Here is a 24,673-nt window from a genome sequence, read left to right as displayed (position 1 = left end):
AAGGTACCCCATCAACCGGGAGAACGACACTATGAAACATACAATATTTGCAAGCATCCTTGCCACGACCGCGCTGACATCCGCGGCCTTTGCCCAAGATACGATTACAGCTGTTCACGCCTTTCCTGAATCGCTGATCTATACGAAGTCTTTCCTTGAGTTCGTCGACAAGGTGAACGCCGCCGGCGAAGGTGTGGTCCAGATCGAAGTGCGCGGCGGGCCAGAGGCCATCGGCATGTTCCAGCAGCCTGACGCGGTGCGGGATGGCGTGGTTGATATGGTCTATACGCCGGGCAGCTTTTACGCCGGTGCATTGCCTGAAAAAGACGCGTTGGTCACATCGAACATCACCGGAGCCGAGGCCCGCGCCAATGGCGGGATCGAATTGATCGACCAGATTCACCAAGAGAAAATGGGCGTCAAATATCTGGGCTGGTTTGATTCCGGCGTCTGCTACAACCTTTGGACCCGTGACGAACCAACGCTGGACGCTGACGGCAACCTTGATGTATCGGGTCTGAAACTGCGCGGCAATGCGGTCTATAACGCGTTTTTCACCGATTATCTGGGCGCGCAGGTTATCGATTTGCCAACAACCGAAGTTTATTCCGCGCTTGAGCGTGGGGTGGTGGATGCAACCGGTTGGACACAGATCGGCCTGATCGATCTGAAATGGAACGAGTTCCTGAACTACCGGATCGAGCCTTGCTTCTTCTCGACCGATCTTGGCACGATTGTGAACCTTGAAAAGTGGAATTCCCTATCCGAGGAATCGCGCACGATCCTGCAAGATGTCGCTATCGCTCATGAAGCGGAAAGCGCCGCCAAACTGGGTGCCGTGCGCGACGAAGACTTTGCCAAGTTGGAAGAGGCGGGCATGAAAGTTGTCACATTGGAAGGCGCTGCGGCCGACGCCTATCTGGCGGCTGCAACGCAAAGCACATGGGACCGCATGAAGGGTCTGATGGCCGAAAGCCCTCAGGGTGACGGCAACTTCGACAAGCTGATCGAGCTTTTCTACAAGAAGTAAAACCAAACGCGGCGTGCCGGATTTCTGGCGCGCCGTTTTTCTTGGGCCGTATTTTTAGAACGAGGCGCAGCATATGGAAATGGTCGGCAAATTATATCGGGGGTTCCTGTATGCGATGGCTGGTATTGCGGGCATCATGCTGGTCTGGCTGATGATTTCCGTCATCACCTCGGTGGTGATGCGCAACAGCGGCTTACAGCCCTTTGCGTGGCTGTTTACGTCGTCCGAATATGCGATTCTATACATGACCATGCTGGGCGCACCGTGGTTGGTGCGTGAAAAAGGGCATGTTCATATCGAACTGGTGACGGCGGCATTGCCGACGCGGGTGCGCCGTATCGTTAGCCGCTTGGTCGCCGCGCTGTGCGTTCTGGTGTCGCTGGTCCTTGCGTGGAAAGGGGCGGAACTGTTCCTTGGCAATATCGCGCGCAACGATCTGGATGTGCGCGCCTACTACTTTCCTAAATGGATACTTACCATCGCCTTTCCGGTCAGCTTTGGCCTGATGGCAATTGAATTTTCCCGATTTGTGTTCGGCGACGACCTGATGCACTCCGGCGAAGCAGGGATACACGAATAATGGAATGGTTTGAGTCGCTCGCCCTGTTGCTGGGGTCGATCCTTGTTTTGATGGCGATTGGCATGCCGGTGGCTTTGGCCTTTCTGGCGGCCAACATCGTGGGCGCGTGGTTTTTCATGGGCGGTGCCAAGGGCATCACCTTGCTGCTGAACAACGGTTTTGGCGGGTTGACGAATTTTGCGTTGGTCCCGATCCCGTTGTTCTTGCTGATGGGCGAAATCTTCTTTCACACCGGCCTTGGCGCGCGGATGTTCAACGCGATTGACCGGTTGTTGGGCAAATTGCCGGGGCGCTTGTCTTATGTCACTGTCTTGGGCGGCACCGCGTTTTCGACATTGTCGGGGTCATCCATGGGGTCAACGGCACTGCTGGGCAGCCTGATGGTCCCCGAGATGACAACCCGCGGCTACAAGAAACACATGTCCATCGGTCCGATTCTTGGCACCGGTGGTTTGGCGATTATCATCCCGCCCTCGGCCTTGGCCGTTCTACTGGCGACGCTGGCGCGGATTGATGTCGGGGCGCTTCTGATTGCGGGGATCATCCCCGGCCTGATCCTGGCCAGCTTTTATATCGCGACGATTTATATCCAGACCAAGATCGACCCGTCTGCGGCACCCGCCTATGACGTGGAAACCCTGAGCTGGGGCCAGAAGATGCGCCTGCTGTTCGGGGATGTGATGCCAATGCTATCGGTCATGGTGCTGATCGTGATCGGCATGGTCGGCGGATTGATCACCCCGTCCGAGGCGGCTGCATTCGGGGCGCTTGGCGTCTTGATCCTGGCGGTACTGTTTAGGTGCCTGACGTGGGAGGCCATGAAGAAATCGGTGATCGGCGCGCTGCGCGTGACATTGATGGCCTATCTGATCGTGTTCGGCTCTGCCACGTTCAGCCAGTTGCTGGCGTTCTCGGGGGCGTCGTCGGGGTTGATCCGCTGGGCGACGTCGTTTGATCTGGCACCGATCGCGATGCTGCTGGTGATGTTCGGCGTCTTGCTGTTGCTGGGCATGTTCATGGAACAAATCTCGATGATGTTGCTGACCGTGCCGATCTTCTTTCCTCTGGCGGCGACCCTTGGGTTTGATCCGATCTGGTTCGGGTTGATCATCCTGCTGGCACTGGAAATCAGCTTTACCACGCCGCCCTTCGGATTGCTGTTATTCGTGATGAAGGGGGTCGCCCCCAAAGACACCACCATGCGCGAGATCTACCTGTCGGCCTTCCCGTATATGGGGTGTTCGATGCTGTTGGTGGCGCTGCTGATCCTGTTCCCGCAAATCGCACTTTGGTTGCCGGGGATGTAGCCGTCGGGCCACTGACTGACCAACGTGAACAAAAAACCTGATGCTGCGTGGGGCTGCATCAGGTTTTCGGATAATGTGGATTATGTTATCAAACAGACAGGTATTGATCGCGGATTTCGGGATGTGCCTGAAGCTCTGACAGGCTGCCCACGAATTTTTGCGTGCCATGTTCGATGATGACCACCCCGTCTGCCACCGCCTGGGCAAAGTGCAGGTTTTGTTCTGACAACAACACCGTCAGGCCTTCGCGTTTCAGCTGAAGGATAACGCGGGCCATTTGTTCAACGATCACCGGCGCGATGCCTTCTGACGGCTCATCAAGCAGAATAAACGCGGGATTTCCCATCAAGGTGCGCGCGATGGTCAGCATTTGCTGTTCACCACCCGACAGCGCCTTTCCCCGGTTATTGCGCCGCTCGGCAAGGTTGGGGAACAGATCGAACACCATGTCGTCTGTCCATGTGGTGCAGCCCTCACGCGGGGGCTGGCGGCCGACCTCGAGGTTCTCCAGAACCGTAAGCTGGGTAAAGATGCGCCGTTCTTCGGGCACATAGCCCAAGCCCGCACGCGCGACCTTGTGGCTGGGCCATCCGGTGATGTCCTGACCCTTGTAGATGACTGTCCCGCTGCGGGGCCGGACCAGTTGCATGATGGATTTCATGGTGGTGGTTTTACCCGCCCCGTTACGCCCCAAAAGTGCTACGACCGTGCCGGCCTCCACGTTGAAATTCAGATCATTCAGAACATGTGCCTTGCCGTAGAATGAATTGACGTCTTTGACCTCAAGCATGGGCGTCCTCCTGCGCTTTGAACAGGGTGCCGCCGCCTAGGTAAACCTCTTGGACCTGCGGGTTGTTGCGAATTTCATCTACCGTGCCATCGGCGATCAACTGCCCGCGGTTCAGCACCATGATTCGGTGCGCATGGGCAAAGACCACATCCATGTCATGTTCGGTGAACAATACGCTGATGCCTTTGGCATCCAGAATATCAGCCGTCAGCTGCATAAGGGCGATGCGTTCGCGCGGTGCCATCCCGGCGGTGGGTTCATCCATCAGCAGCAGGATCGGATCATGGGCCAGTGCGACAGCCAGCTCCAGCCGTTTCAGGTCACCATATGCCAGCACGGCGCAGTGGCGTTCGGCCTGATCGGCCATACCCACGGTATCAAGCAGGGCGAGTGCTTCGTCGCGATAGAGTTTATGGGCAAAGGTCGTCAGGGAATACAGCCGCCGGTGGTGCGATATTAGCGCCATTTGCACGTTTTCAACCACGGTCATCGACGCATAGGTCGCGGTGATCTGAAACGTGCGCCCGACCCCCATGCGCCAGATTTTGCGCGGCTGCATACCGGCGATGTTCTTGCCCAACAGCTGCACAGTGCCCGAGGATGGCTTCAACTGTCCCATCAGCATGTTGAAACAGGTGCTTTTGCCCGCGCCATTGGGGCCAATCAACGCCAGCAATTCGCCCTTTGCCAGATCAAAGCTGACATTGTCGACGGCTTTGATCGCGCCGAAATTGCGTGACAGATTGCGAACAGACAGGATCGGGCTCATTTCGCGTCCTCCGGTACTTTCAGAATGCCAAGGCGTTCACCCGCCTTGCGCAACGATCCAACGATGCCTTCGGGGCCAAGGATCACGATAACGATGATCGACAGGCCAAGGGCAAGGCGCCAGTATTCGAACCGCGTCAGATAATCCTTGATCCCCTCAAAGAACGCGGCACCGACCCAGCCACCGGACAGGGTTTTGACACCGCCCAGGAACACCACGATCAGGGCGTCGAAACTGCGCGCGGTTTCCAACTCGTTCGGGAAGATGCTGCCCTTGGAAAAGACGAACAATCCGCCCGCAAGACCTGCCATGACGCCCGCAAAGGTGAAGGCGACCCATTGAATGCGCTTGGTGTTGATCCCCATTGCCTCGGCCTGACGGGCGCTGTCGCGTGCGGCGCGCATGGCATAGCCAAAGGGCGCGTGGGCCGCCTGACGCAGCAACAAGATACCGCCGACACACAGCACAAAGGCGAGGTAGTAATAGACGCTGTTGTCCGACGCCCAGTCGGAGGGCCAGATGTTCACCAACCCGTCATCGCCGCCAGTGACTTCGCTCCATTGGAATGCGAGGCTCCAGAGCAGTTGACCAAAGGCCAGCGTTAGCATGGCGAAATAAACGCCGGTTGATCGCAGGCAGACCCAGCCGATCACGATCGCAGCAAGACCCGCGCAAACGGGGGCCAGCACCAGTGCCAGTTCCATCGGGGTGTTGGCGTGGGTGACAAACAAGGCGGCAGCATAGGCCCCGCCGCCAAAAAACGCAGCGTGCCCGAAACTGACCAAGCCGCCTTGGCCCAGCATGAAATGAAGCGACGCGGCGAACAGAGCGAAGATCATGATATCCGTCACCAGAACCACGGCAAAATTACTGCCATAGAAAGGAAGAAGCCCAAGGATCAGCAATCCGGCAGCCACCAACAGTCGCATATTTCTGCCTGCGGGCTTTATCGGGCGCTCGGGTTCGCCAACCTGACCATGTTCGCCGGCGACTTCCTCTTTGCCCAGCAGACCAAAGGGGCGGAACATCAGCACGATCACCATGACCACGAACATCAGCACAAGCGTGGATTGCGGCGCATAGGTCACGCCAAAGACGTTCAGGACGGAAATGATAACAGCAGCCAGATAGGCACCGGGCAAAGACCCCATGCCACCGATCACGACCACCACAAAGACAGGCCCAAGAATGTTGAAATCCATCAACAGGTCGGCACCGCCTTTGGGAAGTTGCAGTGCACCACCAAGGCCCGCCAGCGCACAGCCCAGAAAGAACACGCCGGTAAACAGCCACGCTTGGTTAACGCCAAGCGCGCTGACCATTTCGCGGTCTTGGGTGGCGGCACGCACCAATGTACCGACGCGGGTGCGGGTGATCAGGTACCACAGGCCAAAGGCGACAAACGGAGTGATCACGATCAGCGCGATGTCATATTGCGGCACCGGTTCGCCCATGATGCGGATCACACCCTTAAGGCCCGGGGCACGTGGCCCCAGCAAATCCTGCGGACCCCAGATCATCAGCGCAAGGTCTTGGATAACAAGGATAACACCGAATGTGGCGACCAGTTGGAACAGTTCAGGCGCGCTGTAGACAGGGCGCAGCACGCAAAATTCGACGATGACCCCGATCAGGCCGACGATGATACCGGCCAGCAGAATGGCCACCCAAAAGCCGACCATACCGGGCAGCACCTGCATCAGCGAATAGCCGACATAGGCCCCCAGCATATAAAATGACCCGTGGGCAAAGTTCACGACGCGGGTCACGCCAAAAATCAGCGAAAGACCAGAGGCAACCATGAAAAGCGCGCCAGCATTTGCAAGCCCAGTCAAAATCTGTGCGATAAAAAGGCCCATCAGCCACCTCGATCAATTTGGGGAATAGGTTCGGTCGCTCCGGAAGGGGTTTCCCTCCGGAGCAGTGCCGGTCGTTATTCTGCGGGACGCAGTTTTGCGACTTCTTCGTCGGATGGCAGATAATCAGCGCCATCCAGATAGGTCCAGTTGGTCATCACGCCAGCACCGTCTTTCAGTGCAGTTGTACCGATAAAGGCACCCATGGTTGCCTGATTGTCGATTTCGCGGAAGGTGATGTCGCCCACGGGTGTGGCAACGCCCAGCCCTTCAAACGCCTGACGGATCGCTTCGCCTTCGGTTGATCCGGCTTTCTGGATCGCAGCCGCAACGGTTGCTGCGGTCATGTAGCCAACAAGCGACCCCAGTTTGGGTGTCTCGTTAAAGCGTGCCTGATAGGCATCAACAAAGACCTTGTTCGCGCCGTCTTCCTCGGTGAAATCATACCAGGGGTAACCGGTCACAACCCAGCCTTCGGGGGCTTCGTCGGCCAGCGGTTCAAGGTATTCTGGTTCGCCGGACAGCAGGCCATAAACGGTGCGACCGTCAAACAATCCGCGTGTCGTGCCTTCGCGCACGAATTTGGCAAGGTCTGGGCCAAAGGTCACGTTATAGATCGCATCGGGTTTGGAGCGTTCCAACGCCTGCACTTCGGCACCTGCGTCGATCTTGAACAAGGCGGGCCACTGTTCGCCGACAAATTCAACACCGGGCTTCAACTTGGTCAGCACTTCTTTGAACGCGGCAACGGCGTCTTTGCCATAGGCATAGTTCGGTGCAATCGTTGCATATTTCATCGCGTCGGTTTTGGCAGCCTGTTCGGCCAGCATCGCGGCTTGCATATAGGTCGATGTGCGCAAACGGAATGTCCAAGGATTGCCCTGCGACCATGTCAGCGCGTCGGCAAGCGGTTCGGAGGCAAGGTAAACCCACTGCTTTTCCGCAGCCACAGAGGAAATGGCGAGGCCGACGTTCGACAAGATCGTCCCGGTCAGCATCACAGTGCCTTCGCTGGTCATCAGTTCTTCGGCGATCTTGATCGCCTCACCGGGGTCGCCCTGATCGTCGCGGAACACGAATTCAAGCGGGCGATCCAGCACACCGCCGGCGGCGTTGATTTCTTCCAAACGCAGTTCGATGCCTTTTTTATAGGGCTCTGCAAAGGCGGCCATACGTTTGTAGTGGTTAATCTCGCCAACCTTGATCGGTTCGCCCGATTGGGCAAGGGCGGCAAGGCCCGTCATGCTAAGGGCAGCAGCCCCTGCAAGGGTTTTCAGGAATGTGTTTCTGTTCATTGGTGTCGTCCTCTGTTGGGGTGGTGCCGTCTTTTGCTGCATTGTTTGATAGAGTTAATCGTGTTGAACAAATACCGGTGAAACAGGGTCGCCCAGATCATCGGTTGCTTCGGCCTCAATCCGGTCGCGAATGCGTTTCCGGTAGACGTTGGGCCCTTTGTCGATGGCAATGCGAATGGGTTTGCGCTTTTGCGGGCGCTTTTCCTCTTCGTGCACTGCCTCGAGGATCTCTTTGTCTTCGGCAAAGGCAACCCGAAACATCGCGTCCATTTGGTCAGACGCGGCATCATCGCCAAGGGCCGTGTTTCGCAGATGCATCCAGTGGTCGATCGTATAATCCTCGGTCACGGGGGTAACAAAATGCAACGCAAAGATGCGCACGCCCTTGTTGCGCTCTTCTTCAGGAAGTTCAAGTGCAGCTTCGGCTGACCCGAAATCAATAACCGCAGTCGAGGGCATGTGGAGATAGTAATAATGCCAGCGGTCGACATTGCCGTTAAAGCCCCCGAATTTCTTGAAAAAGCCGATCGGTTCGGCATCCCTGATCCAGCGCCAAGCCACTATAACTTCGTCAGCGGTTTTCACATGCACGGGCACGTTTTCCGACGCGGCATTGCCCAAGGTTGTCGGATGCACAAAGCTTACATGGGCAGGATCAACCAGGTTTTCGGCGACGTTCAGATAGTTGGCTTTGATATGCAGCTTGTCCCCGTGGTGCAGGTGCCAGCCGTCTTGCGACAGTTCCGGCATGTCAAAAGCCAGCGCGGGGTCGGCTTTGTCGGCGTCGCCCATCCAGACGAAAACGATGCCATGACGCTCGAGCACCGGGAAGCTGTCGACATAGGCGCTGGCTGGCAGGTTCGATTGCCCCGGCACGCGTACGCATTTACCGCCGGCATCAAAGGTCATCCCGTGATAACCGCATTGAATGGTGTCGCCGATGCGCTTGCCCTTGGACAGCGGCAGCAGCCGGTGCGGGCAACGGTCTTCCAAAGCGGCAAGTCTGCCGTCACTGCACCGGAACATCACAAGGTTCTGCGCAAGCATGGTTAGCGGCACAAGATCGCGGTCAAAATCGGTGGACCATCCAGCGACATACCAGGCATTTCTGACAAAGGACACGGGCGACTCCTTGCGTTAACTATCCTCATGAAGGACCAAAAACTTGTTAGCTGTCAAACAATACTTCTGATCCGTTCTGTTGTGGACCCCAGTTAAAATCCATGGAATGATAATGCACAAGAAATATGCAGTTGCAGCAAAATACTGGACGGTACATTGAACGAAGCGGCGGATTCACAAAACCAGACGGCCTCCTACGAGCTGGAAGATCAGGTGGGTTTCAAGCTGCGTCTGGCCAACCAGCGACATCTTGAGATTTTCAATCGCCGGATGCCCGACATCACGCCGACGCAATTTGCAGTATTGGCGAAACTGCGCAACGAGGTCAAAATCAGCCAGAACCAGTTGGGCCGTTTGGTGGGCATGGATGCGGCAACGACCAAAGGCGTGGTCGACCGTCTGCGCAAAAAGGGGCTGGTGAAAAGCTGCCCGTCCGAGACCGACATGCGCCGGCTTGAGATTTCATTGACCGAAGCGGGCATCGCCTTTGCCGCAGATGCTGTGACCACCGCCCACGAGATTTCTGCCGAAACCGTCGGCAACCTGACCCCCCGCGAGGTTGACCGGTTGCTGACGTTGCTCGACAAACTTTAGGGGTTAGCGCAGGCCGTCTTTGCCTTCCGCATCCGAATGGGTCAGCCCGCCCACCCGTGGCAACGGGCGCCCGCTGTCAGTCACCGCAACCGCGACCATGATTTCACCGGCGCGTGGCGCATCGTTCAGGCGGACTTCGATCCCGTCGAAATGGCTGCGCACGTAAGCGGCATCCTTGTGCCCCAAAGGCACGTCCAGCACCTGCCCCGGCCCGCCCATTTTTTTCGACGATGGCACCAGTGCCGCACCTTTTTCCACCGCGACACGCAGCGGCGCACCCAGTTTCGGGTGCAGGATGGCGGCGGCATGTTCCAGCTCTCCGCCCTCCCCGACCATGGCCGCTTTGCCATAGCTTTCGGCCTGCGCGGGTGTGATCCCAAGTGCGGCGATGCATTTGTCGCCCAGCAAACCGCCCAGCTCTGCGCCAATGTCCATTAGGGGCGTTAGATCCTCGGTATAAGAGCCTGCAAAAGGGTTCTTGATCACGGCCACGGCAACGGCCTTGCGTGTGGGCGGCGAAATGGTTTGACCAATCTCGCGGTGGGTTTCTTCGACCCAAACGGCGATTTTACGGATTTCAGCGCTCATCTCAGGCCATCCTCCCCTTTGATGTCCTTGGCATCCAGGCCCCCTGCCCGGTTGTGCACCCGCGATCCTGTGGTCATCACAAGGATCACCGCCATTTCATTGGCACGGGGGCTGTCGTTCAGCCCCACTTCGATTGAATCGAAATGGCTGCGCACATAGGACGCGTCGACATGGGTGACAGGCACATCAAGGCGCACGCCAGCCGCCCCGACCTTTTTCGTAGAGGGCACGATTGCCTTGGCCCCGCCCAATACACCCCGCATCGCATAGCCGCCCGGCGCATGCCACAGCGCGCCATGTTCCAACTCTCCGCCCACGCCGACGATTGACCCTTTGCCGTAGCCTTCGATCTGGTCCGCCTCAACGCCGAGAGCAGCCAGCAGCTTTTGCGCCATCTCAAGCCCCAGCGGTTTGAGGTCTTCCATAAAGGGCTGGATGTCTTCGACATAAGACCCTGCATAGGGGTTTTCGATCACGGCCATCACATAGCCGCGTTTCAGCGGCGTGTTGGCGCGGGGGCCGCCTTCGTGAAAGATTTCCTCGATACTGGTGACCATCTTGCGGATTATGACGTCAGGCATTTTGCGGGTCTTTCGTTAGGTGTTTCATTTGTTCGGGCAGTCCGGTGGTTCGGCTTTGACCTTGTAAGAACATCGCCGCCCCGTCGATCAGCCGTGCATCGCGCATCATGTTGGCCGCAGTTTCACCGCGTTGCAGGGCGCGCGCAACATCTGATTGCGACAGGCGTCCAACATGGGTGACAACGGGGGTGTTTCCCAGATCGCTATCGTCTTGCAGGCTGAAGGCGGGGGCGCGTTTTATGGCGGGGTGATCGGGCAGATCAACGGCATTGCCGAGCTTGGTGGCGGCCGCATCGGCACCACAGGCAGAGCGCGCCAGGACGGTCACGGCATCGGCAATCCCTAGGCTAAGGCTGCGACCGCGTTGCCCGCTGGTGGCGATCCCGCGCATGGGATCGGTGCTGGCAATCGTGACCGTGCCAAGGTTCTGGCCGTCGGGCGATGCAATGGCAATCTTGAACGTGGCCTCATCGGTTAGATGCAGTGCAATGTCGCCACCGTTGTTCACATAAGCGCGTGTCAGGTCCGCGGCGTTGACCATGGCTGCCAGCACCTCTTGGGCGACGGCACCGGCGACGCAGATCATTGGCGTGGTCAGCCCGTCGGCATGGGGCAGTGCTGCGCGGTACATGCGGCGGGCGATCTTGCCTTCGGGCTTGGTACTGACAGGTTGGCGCAGCAGCGGCAGTTCGGCCGTCAATTCGCTCAAAACAGTCTCGAACCTGGCAAAAGCCGCACGAAAGGCCGTATCGCGCGCACCATCCGCCCCGATGATCAGGTCGATCGGCCCGTGTGACAAATGCAACCTGTTGCCGGGCAAAAGGGCGGCTTGGGCGTTCATTTATCGCCTTTCGCCCAGCCATAGTTTTCGCGATCATTCGGGTCGGATTGCAGGGCCAGTTGCGCGACACGGCGGACGTCACGGGTGACGACTTCCGCGACTGGCTGGATATGCTCCATATGCCCGCCAAGGGTGCCGTAATCTTCGCGGCGCAGGGTGAATTCGATGGGGGCGACCAGCGCGGGCGTTGGCACATATCCGAATGAATTCGTCGGCATGTCCATCACGTCAACCATCACCGTGATCCCACCGCCGGGCCAGACGTATGCCTCGGCCCCGCCACAAGACACATGGGTCAGGGATTCCTTGACCGACCGGGTCAGGCGCACGGGGTTTTCGGTAACACCGGCCCGCAAAGACCCGCCAGCACCGCCCATGAACAGCACCGAACACAGCGACGGTTCGCAGTTTTCCGCGATCCGTTCTGCGACGACCAGCAGTTCCGGCGTGATCTCGGCGGGTTGCGGAACCAGATCGTCGTCAAGGATGAAATACGCCCATTGTTCGCCTGTGGTCGAGATCATCAACAGCCGCAGTCCGGGCCACGCGCGCTTGGGGTCCGCGGGGCGCAGGATGGTCAGCGGGTCTTCGACATCGGTGCCGCCCCAACCGGTGCCGGGGTCAGCGACCTGAAAATACCGTCCGGGGGTCGAGCGGCGCCCGTTGATGCGGATGCCCGACGGGGTCATGTCCAGCCCCTTGCCCGCCTCGTGTTCGCTAAGGACTCCGGTAATGTGGTCGTCAACAACAACGACTTCGTCCACATGGCCATGCCATTGTTTGGCGAACATGCCGATGGTGGCAGACCCGCAGCCGACGCGCATAAGTTTCTCGGGGGTACCGTTGATGACGGGGGCCTTGCCTGCCTCGACGATCATGTGCACGCCGCCGTCAATCGTCATCTCGACGGCCTCGCGATTGCACAGACGCAACAGCGCATCGCAGGTCACGCGGCCTTCTTTCTTGGAGCCCCCCGTAAGATGTTCAACACCGCCTAGGGACAGCATTTTCGACCCGTATTCAGAGGTCATCACATGGCCGATTGCCTCGCCATCCACCCGCACCACGGCACGTTCGTCGCCGATATGGCGGTCGGTGTCGATTTTCACTTTGACGCCGCAGTACGAAAATATGCCCTCGGTCACGACGGTGACCATATCGACGCCTTCGACCTCTTGGCTGACGATAAAGGGGGCTGGTTTATAGTCGGGGTATGTCGTGCCGGCCCCAACGGCAGTCACGAAATCGCGCCCGCCCTGAATGACGTCGCCATCCCAATCCTGTGCATTGTTGCCTTGGTCAAGGAAAGCCACAGCCTTGGCCCCGGACTGGATGACAGTCAGCGGGTCAAGCCGGACCAGTTCGCCCGCATGATTGGCATAGCGGTCACAGGCACCGGATTTACCTTCGGCAATAAAGCACATGACGGGGCATGCATCGCAGCGGATTTTTTCGGGCTTTTGGTCGCGCAGGTCATCAGGCATGTCCGGCCTCCTTTAGGGCGGCGCGCAGGCGCGTGGGGGTTGCGGGGGCGTGGGTCACTTTTGCGCCTGTCGCGTGATAGATCGCGTTGAATATCGCAGGTGCGGTGGGGATCAACACATGTTCGCCCAGACCCTTGGCACCATAAGGGCCGTGGGCATCTGCGATTTCCAATATCAGGGTCTGTATCGGGGGAATATCGCCAATCGTGGGGATCAGATAGTCGTGCAGGTTCTCGGTCCGGCCGGGGATATATTCTTCCATCAGCGCCATGCCCAGACCTTGGGCGATGCCGCCTTGCACTTGCCCTTCAACCAGCAGCGGGTTGATCGCGCGGCCCACGTCATGGGCGGCAACAAAACGCAGGGGTTTGCACAGGCCAAGGACGATATCGACCTCGACCACTACCAGATGTGCGGCGTATCCGAATTGCGCATAGGGGACGCCCTGCCCGTTTTCATCCAGCGGTTTGATCGGCGGATCATAGGTTTCCTGCGCCATCAACACATAGCCTTCGGCGTTCGGATCAAGCCGCGACAGATCAAGGGTTTGCGTGCGGCCTGCTTCGGTCACGATCACCTGCCCAGTTTCCAAGGTGATCGTGGCGTCCGGGCCTGCATTGGCCTGCCGCAAAATCTCGCTGCGCAGGGTTTCGCCCGCTTTCAGGGCGGCATTGCCCGACACAAACGTCTGGCGCGAGGCCGATGTTTTGCCCGCGTCTGGCGTGATGTCGGTGTCGGCACCCAGCAGGGTCACCCCGTCAATCGACACGCCAAGCGCCTTGGCAAAAATCTGTGGAATGACCGTGTTAGAGCCTTGTCCGATGTCCAACGCCCCTTGATGCAACACCACCGCGCCATCGGCACGCAAGCCCGCCTTGATCGTAGAGGGGTTGGGCAAAGATGTATTTCCGCAACCATACCAAGCGCTGGCAATGCCAACCCCGCGTTTATGCGTGGTGTTGGTTGCGTTGAATGCAGCACATTCGGATTTGGCATCTTCCCAGGCGGGGCGCAGCGCCTCAAGGCAGGCTTTGATGCCGACGCCTTGGTCAAACACCTGGCCGCAGACGGTCGGAACATGATCTTCCAGCGCGTTCTTCAGGCGGAAATCCAGCGGGTCTATCCCCAGCTTTTCAGCCAGCAGATCAAAAACGGTTTCCTGCGCGATAGCGGACTGCGGCACGCCAAAGCCGCGAAATGCACCCGAAGGGGGGCAATGGGTATGCACCGCACGGCTGCGCGCGCGGTAATCGTCGATCCGGTAGGGACCAGAGGCATGGACCGGCACGCGGTTCGCCACGGTCGGCCCCCAACTGGCATAGGCACCGGTGTTGAAATCACCGTCAAAACGCAACCCGGACAAGGTGCCATCGGCCTTTGCACCGACCTTGATCTTGATCTGGGCGGGGTGGCGTTTGGTGGTCGATTGCATGGTTTCATTGCGTGAATAGGTCATGCGCACGGGTTTGCCGGTTTTCATCGCAGCAAGTGCAATAAAGGGCTGCAAGGAAACGTCGATTTTCGACCCGAACCCGCCGCCGACCGCTGTCGGGACAATACGGATATCGGCCATCGGCATGTTCATGATGGCGGCCAGAGTTTCGCGGTCCATCCCCGGTGCTTGGGTGCAGGCATGGACATGCAGGCGGCCATCCACCATCTCGGCAAAGCCTGCCTCCGGCTCGATATAGCCATGTTCGACAAAGCTGGTTTTATAGTTTGCCTCGACCGTAACATCCGCAGCCTCAAGCGCCGCATCTGCATCGCCGCATTGCACAAAACCGCCGCACATGATGTTGCCTTTGCGGTCGTCAAACAGCAGCGGGGCATCGGGGGCGATGGCGTCATCAATGTCGGACAAGGTGGTTTGCGGGGTCCACTCCACCGGAAAGCTTGCCAGATCCAGCGCGGCGATGGTGCCTGCGTCGCCCACCACGCATGCAACCGCTTCGCCACGGAAACGGATATGGCTGACAGCAAAGACGGGCTGGTCAATGAAGCTGGGGATAACGCCGAAAGCATTCAGGCCGGGCACGTCCTTGGCTGTCAAAACAGTCTCTATTCCACTGTATTTAGCCTGCCATGCCTCAAGATCGCCAAAGGTGAAACTGGCCGAGGGATAGGGCGAACGGATCACGCGGGCGACCAGCGCACCGGCAGGGGCAACATCATCGCCAAATTTCTCGGACCCGTCCACCTTGGCCAGCCCGTCGAACCGGCGGGCGTTATGGCCAAGTTCGGTCGGGGCTTTGATCAGTTGATCGGCGGCATGAGCACCCACGACGGCGTCGATAATTTTGCGATAGCCGGTACAGCGACACAAAACACCGCCAAGCGCGTCTTGAACCTGCGCATCGGTCGGTTGTGGCTCCGCACGCAGCAGGGCGACGGCTGACACCATCATGCCGGGCGTGCAAATTCCGCATTGGGCGGCTTGGTGGTGCTGAAAGCTTTCCATTAACGCCTGCGCGTCTGGGTCGGCTTTGACCAGTCCGGCAAGCGTCTCGACCTTGCGGCCCGTTGCCTGTTGCGTGGCCATCAGACAGGCGCAAACGGGCGCGCCGTCGACCAACACTGTGCACGCGCCGCAATCGCCCGCGTTGCAGCCGATCTTGACGTCTTTGCGGTCCAGACGTTCGCGCAGGGAATGGGATAGACGTTCGCCCGGTGTCGGTTCAACCTGCACGATTTCCCCGTTCAGCGTGAATGACGTGATGCGTGTGGCGGCAGATTTGTCCATCAGGCGGTTCCTTCCAAGGCAAGGGCGATGGCGCGGCGGATCACCTGCGTTGCTGCGGTCTGGCGATAATCGGCGCTGGCGCGGACGTCTGTGATGGGGGTCAGCCCGCGGATCAGATCACCCGTCACGGCGTTTTGCAGATCACCGGGCGGTAGGCCGCGCAATGCATCCTCAAGCGTGGTCAACCGCTGCGCAACAGGGGAGGCCGCACCGATGGCGATGCGGATATCAGAGACTAATCCGCGCTCAACCCGCAAAACCACGGCAACCATGCAGATCGAGATGACCAGATATTTGCGGGCCCCAAGTTTCACAAAGCTGCCCATGGACCCGTTAGGCAGGTCTGGAATGTGGATCGCTGTCAGAATTTCATCGGCGGCACGGTCAGTCTTGCGCACACCTTGCAAGAACGCGTGCAAAGGCATCTGGCGCGTGCCGTGGGGCGAGGTCAGTTCGACCCCGGCATCCAGCGTCAACAACGGCGGCACCCCGTCAGCGGCGGGGGAGGCGTTGCACAAGTTGCCCGCGATTGTACCGGTGTTCTGGATTTGCACCGACCCGACTTCGCGGGCGGCCAGTTTCAGCCCGTTAAAGGCAGGCGGCAGATCGGCCTTGATGATGTCCGTCCAGGTTGTTGCGGCCCCGATCCGCCAGCCTGTGTCTGTGCGCGAGACGCCGCGCAAGTCAGTCAGTCGTGAGATATCAATCAGCGTTCCGTCGAAATGACGATCACCTTGCGCAGGAAACCAGTCTGTCCCCCCGGCGATGATCGACGCGGGCCCCGCGGTCAAAGCCGTCAGCGCATCCTCAAGCGTGGTCGCGGTGATATAGCTCATGGGGTGTGTGCTCCTGACTGGCGGAAATATTGTTGGTGTACGAATAAGAATTCGATGTGGCGGTTTCTGTCAAATCAATTCGCGGCCGCGCTATCCGACAAAAGCCTTTTCGACCACAAAAGTGGCGGGGCGGTTGTTGGCCCCTTCCTCAAGGCCGAACCCTTCAAGCGCTGCTTTAGTGTCGGCCAGCATTTCCATCGACCCACAGATCATCCCCCGATCGGTTTCGGGATTGATCGCAGGCACGCCCAGATCGGCAAAGATTTTGCCCGACGCCATCAGATCGGTCTGCCGGCCCATGCGCGGCCAATCCTCTCGGGTCAGTGTGTCGTACAGGGTTAAACGCTGTGCAAACTCTCCGATCAGCGGGTCCGCCTTAAGGCTTTCAACCAACTCGCGTGAATAGGTCAACTCCCCTGCGGTGCGGCAGGTGTGGCACAGGATCAGGTCGTCGAATTTTTCGTAGGTTTCCGGATCGCGGATGATCGACGCAAAAGGCGCAACCCCGGTGCCGGTGGCGAACATCCACAACCGTTTGCCGGGCAGCAGCGCGTCATTCACCAATGTGCCCGTGGGCTTGCGCCGCATCAACACCGTATCGCCCGCCTGAAGCTTTTGCAGATGTTCGGTAAGCGGGCCGTCGGGCACCTTGATCGAATAAAATTCAACTTCTTCGTCCCAGGATGGCGATGCGACGGAATAGGCCCTGAACACGGGCTTTTCGGCATTCGGCAGGCCGATCATCACAAACTCACCTGACCGGAAACGAAAGCTGTCAGGCCGTGTGATGCGAAAACGGAACAGGCTGTCAGTGTAATGCTGCACCTGCGTCACGGTTTGGGCAAAGACCCCTGCGGGGATCGGAAACGGAGTGTCGATTGGTGCTGCGCTGTCCATGCGGAATCCTTTTCAACGGTTGGATATATTGTTTGTATACATATGAAAAACTGTCAAGCGTTTCATCTTGATCCGTTTGAATTTTCTGTTAGCGTTCAAATGAAACCAGATGCTTGAAAGGCGAACCCATGTCTGACACCCCCGCAAAGCTTGTGATCCGAAATATTGGCATGATCCTGTCTGGCAAGATGGAGGAACCCATTTTTGACGGGGATTGCCTGATCGCGATTGATGGCAAGATCTCCGAATGGGGCGCGGAAAAGGACATGGATTGCGAAGGGGCGACAACCTTGATCGACGCCCATGGCGCAACCCTTGCGCCCGGATTGATCGACAGCCACGTGCATCCGGTGGTGGGCGATTACACCCCGCGCCAACAGCAGTTGGGCTGGATCGATTCGACCCTGCATGGCGGTGTAACCACGCTGATTTCGGCGGGCGAGGTGCATATGCCGGGGCGGCCCAACGATCCGGTTGGCACCGTCGCGATGGCGATTGCGGCGCAGCGCTGGTACGAAAACTTCCGGCCTTCGGGCGTCAAGGTGCACGCGGGCGCGCCCCTGCTGCAACAAGGGCTGGAGGAACATCATTTCCGCCAGATGGGCGAAGCCGGTGTCACGCTGATCGGCGAGGTCGGCCTTGGCACGGTCAAGGACGGCAAGACCGCGAACGAGATGGTCGGCTGGGCGCGTAAATACGGTATGCAAAGCACGATCCACACCGGCGGCCCGTCGATCCCCGGATCGGGGTTGATCGACGCGGATATGGTGCTGGAAACCGGCACCGATGTGGTGGGCCACATCAACGGCGGGCATACTGCCCTGCCCGACGATCAGATCATTTGCATCTGCGAAGGCTGCAAGGCCGCCCTTGAGATTGTGCATAACGGCAATGAACGCGCCGCTTTGCTGACGCTGAACACCGCGCGTGAATTGGGCAAGCTGGACCAGCTGATCTTGGGCACTGATGGGCCTGCGGGGTCTGGTGTGCAGCCGCTTGGGATTATGCGAATGGTGGCGCTGCTGTCGTCGCTGGGCGATATCCCGGCCGAGATTGCGTTCTGCTTTGCCAATGGCAACACGGCGCGGCAGCGCAAGCTGGACACCGGATTGATCGAGGCAGGCAAAGCCGCTGATTTTGTGATTATGGATCAGGCGCAACATGCGCCGGGCAAGAACCTGCTGGAATCGGTGCAACAGGGCAACCTGCCCGGTGTCGGCATGATGGTGATTGATGGCATCGTGCGCAGCCAGCGCAGCCGGAATACGCCGCCGGCCACGCGTCTGCCCGAGCTGGTGACAGGAACGGTAGGGGCGTAAGCGCCCCTAGCTTGCCCCCAGCAACCGCATCGCGTTTTCCTTGAGAATTAGCGGGCGGACTTCATCTTTGATCGCGATTTTCTCGAAATCGGCCAACCAGCGTTCGGGCGAGATCATAGGCCAGTCCGATCCGAACAGCATCTTTTTCTTGAGGATCGAATTGGCGTAGCGCACCAGAATGTCAGGGAAGTATTTCGGCGACCAACCGGACATGTCGATATAAACGTTGGGCTTGTGCTGCGCGACCGACAGCGCCTCTTCCTGCCAGGGAAAGCTGGGATGCGCGAGGATGATTTTCAGATCTGGGAAATCAACGGCGACATCATCCATATACATCGGGTTCGAATATTTCAGCCGCATGCCGTTGCCGCCGGGCATCCCTGATCCGACACCGGTTTGCCCTGTGTGAAACAGCGCAATGCCACCTTCTTCGGCGATGGCTTCGTACAGGGGATAGGCGATGCGGTCATTGGGGAAGAAACCCTGCATCGTGGGGTGAAACTTGAACCCCTTGATGCCGAAATCCTTGATCAGGCGCCGCGCCTCGCGCACGCCCATCTTGCCCTTCCAGGGGTCGATTGACGCAAAGGGGATCAGCACATCGTCATTTTCTGCGGCGATGGCGGCGACTTCCTCGTTCTTATAGCGGCGGTATCCGGTCTCGCGTTCGGCATCGACGGGAAAGATCACGGCGGCGATGTTTTGTTCGCGGTAATGTGCGGCGGTTTCCTGCACCGTCGGGGGGTGCTTCCAAGGGGCACCGAAATAGCTGGCCATGGTGGATTGCAGATCATCGTATCCGTCATCCGAATGACAGCCACAGGGTTCTTCGGCATGGGTGTGAAAATCAATGGCGCGAATTTTATCAAAGTCGATCATTGCAGCCCCTCTTGGGTTTAAACTTTGCGCAAGTTTGGTACAAAATATATTGCTATTCAATAGAACAATTGTTCTATTCACCTAAATCGCACCCTCAAGGATGATGCCGCCATGACCAAAGCCGTTGCCAACCCCGATGTTCTGAATGTTGACCTGCAAGGGAACATCGCGGTCCTGACCATGACGCGCCCCGATAAACGCAATGCGATGAATGATGATTTGCTGGGCGCGCTCAAGGCATTTTTCATGGACCCGCCGAAAGAGGCCCGCGCCGTGGTGCTGACCGGAACCGCCGGGCACTATTGCTCGGGGCTGGATCTTAGCGAACATGTCAAACGCTCGACCGAAGAAACTTTGTACCATTCGCGCAACTGGCATGGTGTGATGGATATGATCCAGTTTGGCGGCTTGCCTGTGGTGTCCGCGATATTTGGCGCGGCGATTGGTGGCGGGCTTGAACTGGCAACATCGACCCATGTGCGGATTGCCGAACCGTCCACGATCTTTCAACTGCCCGAAGGGCGGCGCGGCATCTTTGTGGGAGGCGGTGCGACCGTGCGTGTGGGCCGTATTCTTGGTGCCGACCGGATGACCGAAATGATGCTGACAGGCCGCAAGTTCAATTCCGAGGAAGGCGTTCAACTGGGTCTGGCGCATTATGCCGTGGGCGAAGGGGAATCGCTGGCGATGGCAATGGATCTGGCGGGCAAGATTGCGCGCAATGCGCCGATGTCGAATTACATGATGATCAACTCGATCAGCCGGATCGACGATATGTCAAAAGCCGACGGGCTTTATGTCGAAAGCCTGAGCGCGGCAGTCTCGCAATCGGGGCCGGACGCTGACGAAGGATTGCGTGCATTTCTGGAAAAACGTGCGCCTAAATTCCGCTAGCAAATTACCAAAATGTCGCGCAACCTGCGGCATCATATAAGCAGCACAAAGCTGCATCATCAACTCTGGGAGGAAACGATGAATAGACGTTCTTTGATTAAAACCGTGGCAGCGGGTGTTTTCGCAAGCGGCATGTTTGCAGGCACGACAGCATCTGCCGAAACAACCACATTGCGGTTGCACCAGTTCTTGCCACCCGTGGCAACAGTGCCAAAGCACATCCTGAAACCATGGGGCGAACGTGTTGAAGCGGCTTCAAACGGCAGCCTGAAAATCGAACATTTCGATGGCATGGCCCTTGGTGGCCGTCCGCCCGAATTGATGGATCAGGCGATTGACGGCGTTGTTGATATGTCGATGACCGTTGTGGGTTATACCCCGGGCCGCTATCCCAAGACCGAAGTGTTCGAACTGCCCTTTATGATGACCGATCCGGTCGCCACATCGAAAGCGTTCTGGCAGCTGGTCGAAGATGATTTGCAGGCTGGTGAATACAAGGACCTGAAGGTTCTGGGCGCATGGGTGCACGGCCCCGGTGTGATCCACACCAAGGAACCCGTCACCAAGCTGGAAGACCTTGCTGGCAAAAAACTGCGCGGCCCGACACGGGTGATCAACGACATGCTGTCCGAACTGGGTGCAACCCCTGTTGGTCTGCCCCTGCCCGGTATCCCCGAAGCGCTGTCCAAAGGCGTGGTCGAAGGCACCGTGATCCCGTGGGAAGTGACCCCGTCGATCCGTCTGGCCGAGCTGGTGAACAACCACACCGAATTTACCGGACCTGAATCGCTTTATACCGCGACGATCGTGCTGGTGATGAACAAGGACAAGTACGAGTCCCTGAGCGCCGAGCAAAAAGCAGCGATCGACCAAGAATCCGGTGCTGCGCTCAGCGAATTCGCAGCGCAGGTCATGCTTGATTATGATGCCCCCGGTCGTCAGATCGCGGTCGACAACGGCAACAACATCATCGAACTGGATGCCGCAGAAGTGGCGCGCTTTAAGGAAGCAGCACAGCCTGTGATCCAGCGTTGGGTGGCCGAGGCCGAAGGCAAAGGCTTTGACGGTCAGGCATTGATTGATCAAGCCAAGGCGTTGATCGAAGAAAAATCAAAAATGTAATACTGTCGGGGCGGCTTGCAAACGGTCGCCCCGAACCTCACGGCTTGGTTATTTCCGCACTCAATTGCCGACGAGTTTCAGCAAAATCGCATGAAGGCTTTCGCGTTCCGCGCTGCTGAGATTGGCAAATATACGATCCTCGTGCGCGATGATCGCCGCATGTACCTTTTCCAAAACCTGCTGGCCCTTCAGCGTTGCACGCAGGGCGTAGGCGCGCCTGTCTGTTAAGGCGCGTTCCCGGCGGATCAGATCCAGACCTTCCAATTCGTCCACGATAACAACCATCCCGGACCGTTCAATGGACAGTGCGGCAGCCACATCGCTTTGATTGATGTCAGGGTTGGCAATGACCACCGAAAGCACCGACATGCTGCGCTGGCTGAGGTCGAACCCCAACAGCAGTTCGCGCAGATCGCGCTGAATGGTGACCCAGCTGCGCTTGATCAGATATCCGGTGAAATCGGGCAAAATACTGTTGCAGATCGCAGCCGACAAATCGTCAGTTTGGGCGATGGCCGTCGAAGAGTCTGCTTGTTTTGTCATTATTTGCCCCGTTATGTTCTGACACCGAACAGTATTCCGAACCTATGATTTTTAGCAAGTCCTATGGTGGGGCTTGTTTGTAGCGCCCCTGCCATTGCATGATCCGATTGCACCGACATTACCCAAGGATATTTATGTCAAGATTGCCGCCCCCTGCCCTGCGTCACGTCACCGACCTAACCGTGACGCTTGACTCGATCCGTCACATGAACCACGGGCGTGCCGGGCTTCGGCGGATTATCCCGATTGTTGGGGGCACTGCGAAAGGGCCTGCGATAAACGGTAAAATCCTGAACGTTGGGGCCGATTGGCAAACCCAATTTGCCAGCGGATTGACCGAACTTGATACCCGCTATGCGATTGAAACCGATGACGGGGCGACCATCGAGATCAAGAACTACGGCTACCGCCACGGGCCTGCCGAGGTGCTGGATGCGCTGGTGCGCGGCGAAGAAGTGTCGCCGGACGCCTATTACATGCGCACCCATGCGCGGCTCGAGACCGGCGATGACCGCTATGGCTGGGTGAACCACACATTGTTTGTCGGAAATGGCGCGCGTCTGAACGGGCTGGTACAAATGTCGCTCTTTGCGATTGACTGAAATTCGCGGCCGAATCCCGGAATGACGTAAAGAAGTGCTTTCATTCCGGGGGCAAGCATGTTCAATTTTCCCTCGTATTGCGCAAATGCAAGGCATGGGGCGGGGCTGAACCGCGTCAAATCCTGCCAAATGTCAGTTTGCGGAACTTCGTTCCGTTATGCGGTATTGGCAGATTGGATTTTAACGCTTAGGCTACGCAAATCAGAGTCGCGGACAATCGTGGAGGAGTGTCCGCACAGGCTCGTTTAGGGAGGGGTTCATATGTCCGGGAAATCGGAAGCACTGCCAATGTCGGGTGGCCGTTCATGACGGCGATGACCATGGAAGAGGCCATTCGCCACACAGTTCAGACCAATCCGGTTTTCGAAGTCGTCGAGGCAGATGTACGCGGCGTCACATACCGTACGTTCAAGAATATTCCCGGCACAGTCGCCGCATTGATGCTGGCCAGTCGCGAACAGCACGACAATGGTGCCGCCGAATTCCTGGTCTATCAGGACGAACGCTGGACCTATGATGAATTCTGCGCGCAGGTGCATCGCCTGTCCCACGCCCTACGCGATACGTTGGGCATCCAAAAAGGGGATCGCGTTGGTATTGCCATGCGCAACTATCCCGAACTGTTGATGCTGACGCTGGCCATTGCATCCGCTGGTGCGGTGGTGGTGTTCGTGAACGCGTGGTGGACCACAGAAGAACTGGATTATGCCCTGCAAGACAGTGGCGCGAAGACGATCTTTGCCGATGGTCCACGACTTGAACGGCTTTTGCCGCTCCAAGGCAGCCTTGGCCTGCGTTTGATCGGTGTGCGTGACGGCGAGGGGATGACCGATCATTCCCTGACCGCGCTGGCCGCCGAAATGCCCGATACGCCCATCGACGGGATCACAATTGATACCGATGATGATTTCGCCGTGATGTATTCGTCTGGCAGCACCGGCAAACCCAAAGGCGTGGTGCAGACCCACCGCAGCGCCGTCAGTGCGGTGTTCAGCTGGCTTATTCAGGCGGTCGCTGCCCCCTTGGTCAACCCGCCACAACCCGGCGATCCCGAACCGCCGCGCCCTTCCGGTTTGGTCGTCACACCTTTGTTCCATGTGACAGCAACCCATCCTTTGTTCCTGCTCAGCCTGCCCGCCGGGGCCAAAATATCTTTGCTGCATAAATGGGATGCCGAGGAAGCGGTGCGCGTGATCAACCGTGAAAAAGTCACGCGTTTTCTGGGTGTTCCGACCCAATCAGCTGATCTGCTGGAGGCCGCAAAACGGATGGGGGAGACCCTGCCGACGCTGACATGGTTGGGGGCTGGTGGTGCCAAACGCCCCGCCGCGCAAGTTGCGCAGTTGCAAGGGCAGTTTCCTGCCGCTGAAATTGCAACAGGCTGGGGCATGACCGAAACCAACGCCCTTGGGATCGGCATGGTCGGCGAGGAATATAACAAACGTCCCAATGCCGCCGGCAAACTGCACCCGCCGCTGCAAGATGTGCGGTTTCTGGATGATAACGGCAATGATGTACCCGTTGGCCAGCTGGGTGAAATTACCGTCAAAAGCCCCGCCAATATGCGCTGTTATCTGAACAAGCCCGAAGCAACTGCCGAAACCATGCAAGACGGCTGGCTGCGCACCGGTGATCTGGGCGTAATCGACGAAGAAGGGTTCATTACCATTCTGGACCGCAAGAAAAACATCATCATCCGCGGCGGCGAAAACATTGCCTGTCTGGATGTCGAAGGGGCGCTGCACACGCATCCCGACGTGATCGAGGCTTGTGCCTTTTCCGTGCCAGACGAACGGCTGGGCGAAGTCGTGGGTGCCGCGATCCAGATGCGCGACGGCAAAAAGATGAGCTGTGAAGACATGGCCGACCATCTGGACGGCCACCTCGCGAAATTCAAAATACCGCAACATTTGTGGTGCCAGGACGGGCCTTTGATCCGTGGTGCCACTGACAAGATTGACCGCCGTGCGATCCGCGCCGCGTGTCTGAACCTATAGGCCCCAT

At 58.2% G+C, this 24,673-nt stretch carries 23 protein-coding genes; 9 read left to right on the top strand and 14 right to left on the bottom strand.

The window, feature by feature from the left end; all coding sequences use genetic code 11:
- The first annotated feature begins 31 nt into the window (after nucleotides 1-31).
- From dctP to HGT1_RS04395, 3 genes are all read left to right on the top strand, one after another.
- Nucleotides 32-1,030, top strand: a complete 999-nt coding sequence (dctP, locus tag HGT1_RS04405; RefSeq protein ID WP_176248723.1) for a TRAP transporter substrate-binding protein DctP — start codon at nucleotides 32-34, stop codon at nucleotides 1,028-1,030.
- A gap of 73 nt (nucleotides 1,031-1,103) precedes the next feature.
- Nucleotides 1,104-1,610, top strand: coding sequence for a TRAP transporter small permease (locus HGT1_RS04400; protein ID WP_176248722.1), 507 nt, complete (start codon nucleotides 1,104-1,106; stop codon nucleotides 1,608-1,610).
- On the top strand, nucleotides 1,610-2,917 hold the full coding sequence (locus tag HGT1_RS04395) for a TRAP transporter large permease (RefSeq protein ID WP_176248721.1): 1,308 nt from the start codon (nucleotides 1,610-1,612) through the stop codon (nucleotides 2,915-2,917). The genes HGT1_RS04400 and HGT1_RS04395 overlap by 1 nt, the downstream gene beginning before the upstream one ends.
- An 88-nt stretch (nucleotides 2,918-3,005) precedes the next feature.
- On the opposite strand, the gene HGT1_RS04390 is transcribed toward HGT1_RS04395, so the two are convergent.
- From HGT1_RS04390 to HGT1_RS04370, 5 genes are all read right to left on the bottom strand, one after another.
- Nucleotides 3,006-3,707 (bottom strand): ABC transporter ATP-binding protein, encoded by a 702-nt coding sequence (locus HGT1_RS04390; protein WP_176248720.1) that lies wholly within the window; start codon nucleotides 3,705-3,707, stop codon nucleotides 3,006-3,008.
- Nucleotides 3,700-4,476 carry an ABC transporter ATP-binding protein gene (locus HGT1_RS04385; RefSeq protein WP_176248719.1) on the bottom strand — a complete coding sequence of 259 codons (777 nt, stop codon included), beginning with the start codon at nucleotides 4,474-4,476 and terminating at the stop codon, nucleotides 3,700-3,702. Before HGT1_RS04385 ends, HGT1_RS04390 begins: the two co-directional genes overlap by 8 nt.
- Nucleotides 4,473-6,335: an ABC transporter permease gene (locus HGT1_RS04380; protein ID WP_176248718.1), complete on the bottom strand. Its 1,863-nt coding sequence runs from the start codon at nucleotides 6,333-6,335 to the stop codon at nucleotides 4,473-4,475. The genes HGT1_RS04385 and HGT1_RS04380 overlap by 4 nt, the downstream gene beginning before the upstream one ends.
- A gap of 74 nt (nucleotides 6,336-6,409) precedes the next feature.
- Nucleotides 6,410-7,627 (bottom strand): ABC transporter substrate-binding protein, encoded by a 1,218-nt coding sequence (locus HGT1_RS04375; RefSeq protein ID WP_176248717.1) that lies wholly within the window; start codon nucleotides 7,625-7,627, stop codon nucleotides 6,410-6,412.
- A 54-nt stretch (nucleotides 7,628-7,681) separates the two neighbouring features.
- Nucleotides 7,682-8,749 (bottom strand): aromatic ring-hydroxylating dioxygenase subunit alpha, encoded by a 1,068-nt coding sequence (locus tag HGT1_RS04370; protein ID WP_176248716.1) that lies wholly within the window; start codon nucleotides 8,747-8,749, stop codon nucleotides 7,682-7,684.
- Nucleotides 8,750-8,905: 156 nt separating this feature from the next.
- Here HGT1_RS04370 and HGT1_RS04365 point away from each other — a divergent pair, with 156 nt between their 5' ends.
- A complete protein-coding gene (locus HGT1_RS04365; protein WP_176248715.1) occupies nucleotides 8,906-9,343 on the top strand; it encodes a MarR family winged helix-turn-helix transcriptional regulator in 438 nt (145 codons plus the stop codon).
- 3 nt (nucleotides 9,344-9,346) lie between these two features.
- Here the strand turns inward: HGT1_RS04365 and HGT1_RS04360 are convergent, their stop codons facing one another.
- The 7 genes from HGT1_RS04360 to HGT1_RS04330 all read right to left on the bottom strand — a co-directional run bounded on the left by HGT1_RS04360 (nucleotide 9,347) and on the right by HGT1_RS04330 (nucleotide 17,310).
- The gene (locus tag HGT1_RS04360) at nucleotides 9,347-9,931 is read right to left on the bottom strand and encodes an amino acid synthesis family protein (protein ID WP_176248714.1); all 585 of its coding nucleotides are present in this window, start codon (nucleotides 9,929-9,931) and stop codon (nucleotides 9,347-9,349) included.
- The gene (locus HGT1_RS04355) at nucleotides 9,928-10,512 is read right to left on the bottom strand and encodes an amino acid synthesis family protein (RefSeq protein ID WP_176248713.1); all 585 of its coding nucleotides are present in this window, start codon (nucleotides 10,510-10,512) and stop codon (nucleotides 9,928-9,930) included. The genes HGT1_RS04360 and HGT1_RS04355 overlap by 4 nt, the downstream gene beginning before the upstream one ends.
- Entirely contained in the window at nucleotides 10,505-11,353 is an 849-nt protein-coding gene (locus HGT1_RS04350) for a UPF0280 family protein (RefSeq protein ID WP_176248712.1), read from the bottom strand. The genes HGT1_RS04355 and HGT1_RS04350 overlap by 8 nt, the downstream gene beginning before the upstream one ends.
- Complete coding sequence (locus tag HGT1_RS04345) at nucleotides 11,350-12,837, bottom strand: 6-hydroxynicotinate reductase (protein WP_176248711.1); 1,488 nt, start codon at nucleotides 12,835-12,837, stop codon at nucleotides 11,350-11,352. The genes HGT1_RS04350 and HGT1_RS04345 overlap by 4 nt, the downstream gene beginning before the upstream one ends.
- Nucleotides 12,830-15,577, bottom strand: coding sequence for a molybdopterin cofactor-binding domain-containing protein (locus HGT1_RS04340; RefSeq protein ID WP_176248710.1), 2,748 nt, complete (start codon nucleotides 15,575-15,577; stop codon nucleotides 12,830-12,832). The genes HGT1_RS04345 and HGT1_RS04340 overlap by 8 nt, the downstream gene beginning before the upstream one ends.
- The gene (locus HGT1_RS04335) at nucleotides 15,577-16,413 is read right to left on the bottom strand and encodes a xanthine dehydrogenase family protein subunit M (protein WP_176248709.1); all 837 of its coding nucleotides are present in this window, start codon (nucleotides 16,411-16,413) and stop codon (nucleotides 15,577-15,579) included. Before HGT1_RS04335 ends, HGT1_RS04340 begins: the two co-directional genes overlap by 1 nt.
- Nucleotides 16,414-16,503: 90 nt before the next feature.
- The gene (locus tag HGT1_RS04330; RefSeq protein ID WP_176248708.1) at nucleotides 16,504-17,310 is read right to left on the bottom strand and encodes a ferredoxin--NADP reductase; all 807 of its coding nucleotides are present in this window, start codon (nucleotides 17,308-17,310) and stop codon (nucleotides 16,504-16,506) included.
- Nucleotides 17,311-17,438: 128 nt separating this feature from the next.
- Here HGT1_RS04330 and HGT1_RS04325 point away from each other — a divergent pair, with 128 nt between their 5' ends.
- A complete protein-coding gene (locus tag HGT1_RS04325) occupies nucleotides 17,439-18,629 on the top strand; it encodes an amidohydrolase family protein (protein WP_176248707.1) in 1,191 nt (396 codons plus the stop codon).
- Between the two features lie 6 nt (nucleotides 18,630-18,635).
- Here the strand turns inward: HGT1_RS04325 and HGT1_RS04320 are convergent, their stop codons facing one another.
- Entirely contained in the window at nucleotides 18,636-19,508 is an 873-nt protein-coding gene (locus HGT1_RS04320) for an amidohydrolase family protein (RefSeq protein WP_176248706.1), read from the bottom strand.
- A gap of 111 nt (nucleotides 19,509-19,619) precedes the next feature.
- On the opposite strand from HGT1_RS04320, the gene HGT1_RS04315 reads away from it, so the two are divergent.
- Nucleotides 19,620-20,402 carry a crotonase/enoyl-CoA hydratase family protein gene (locus tag HGT1_RS04315; RefSeq protein WP_176248705.1) on the top strand — a complete coding sequence of 261 codons (783 nt, stop codon included), beginning with the start codon at nucleotides 19,620-19,622 and terminating at the stop codon, nucleotides 20,400-20,402.
- 78 nt (nucleotides 20,403-20,480) lie between these two features.
- Nucleotides 20,481-21,524 carry a TRAP transporter substrate-binding protein gene (locus tag HGT1_RS04310; protein ID WP_255200090.1) on the top strand — a complete coding sequence of 348 codons (1,044 nt, stop codon included), beginning with the start codon at nucleotides 20,481-20,483 and terminating at the stop codon, nucleotides 21,522-21,524.
- A 60-nt stretch (nucleotides 21,525-21,584) separates the two neighbouring features.
- Here the strand turns inward: HGT1_RS04310 and HGT1_RS04305 are convergent, their stop codons facing one another.
- On the bottom strand, nucleotides 21,585-22,067 hold the full coding sequence (locus HGT1_RS04305) for a MarR family winged helix-turn-helix transcriptional regulator (protein WP_176248703.1): 483 nt from the start codon (nucleotides 22,065-22,067) through the stop codon (nucleotides 21,585-21,587).
- A 134-nt stretch (nucleotides 22,068-22,201) separates the two neighbouring features.
- On the opposite strand from HGT1_RS04305, the gene HGT1_RS04300 reads away from it, so the two are divergent.
- Both HGT1_RS04300 and HGT1_RS04295 read left to right on the top strand, forming a co-directional pair.
- Entirely contained in the window at nucleotides 22,202-22,669 is a 468-nt protein-coding gene (locus HGT1_RS04300) for a DUF3237 domain-containing protein (protein WP_176248702.1), read from the top strand.
- A 305-nt stretch (nucleotides 22,670-22,974) separates the two neighbouring features.
- Nucleotides 22,975-24,666, top strand: a complete 1,692-nt coding sequence (locus HGT1_RS04295; protein WP_176248701.1) for a class I adenylate-forming enzyme family protein — start codon at nucleotides 22,975-22,977, stop codon at nucleotides 24,664-24,666.
- Nucleotides 24,667-24,673 lie beyond the last annotated feature (7 nt).

Origin of the sequence: Sulfitobacter sp. HGT1, assembly GCF_013282155.1 — a bacterium.
GTDB lineage: Bacteria > Pseudomonadota > Alphaproteobacteria > Rhodobacterales > Rhodobacteraceae > Sulfitobacter.
This window is presented reverse-complemented; position numbering and strand designations above follow the sequence as displayed.